Source organism: Blautia sp. OF09-25XD, from assembly GCF_003482095.1.
GTDB classification, from domain to species: Bacteria; Bacillota; Clostridia; order Lachnospirales; family Lachnospiraceae; genus Fusicatenibacter; species Fusicatenibacter saccharivorans.
On sequence record NZ_QUMG01000055.1, the window covers coordinates 1 to 618 of the forward strand.

Annotated in this window: 1 pseudogene; it reads left to right on the forward strand. The window is 38.5% G+C overall.

Annotated elements, in window-relative coordinates:
* Nucleotides 1-365: 365 nt before the first annotated feature.
* Nucleotides 366-618: pseudogene (locus tag DXA93_RS17570) on the forward strand (IS200/IS605 family accessory protein TnpB-related protein); the annotation flags it as partial.

Below are 618 nucleotides of genomic sequence, written 5' to 3' on the forward strand. Positions count from 1 at the left end.
CATTGCATCCTACATTCTAACAGTTTAAGTAATGAGATGGATAAATCCTTACTGGAAGTAAGGGGATTACCCATAAATATATTGTAGTAGTGATGAGTTAGACGCGCAATTTTTTTTATATAAAACAGAACAAATGTTTGATATATTATTATGGATATGGTAAAATACTTTTATGGAGAAAGATATGTTTACAATTAATAAAAATGGTTTTTCCTATCCGGCGTCAAGGAAAGAGTTGTGGGGAGAACATTTGTGAAATCCGTCTTATTGTGCTGTAACGGTTAGTGACCGAAGCCGTGAACAGATACTTGCTTACATAGAAGGTCAGAAGGAAAAATCCCGTTAAAACCCGGAGGAGAAAGCGAATGAAAATCATATCCAGTTATGGTGTTGAATTACGAAAACAGAATATTCCGATCCGCCAGACACTGGAGATTTACCGTTCTGCTGTCTGCTATCTGGTCGAAGTGTATGAATCTGTGTGGGAAGAACTGGCCCAAATTGAGGAAAGTAAGAAACGTTTCAATGCAGCGGAACATCTGGTGCATACAACGAAACGGAATCCGGCCCGGTTTGATTTTGATTTCTGCTTTCCCAAGATGCCATCCTATTTCAGAC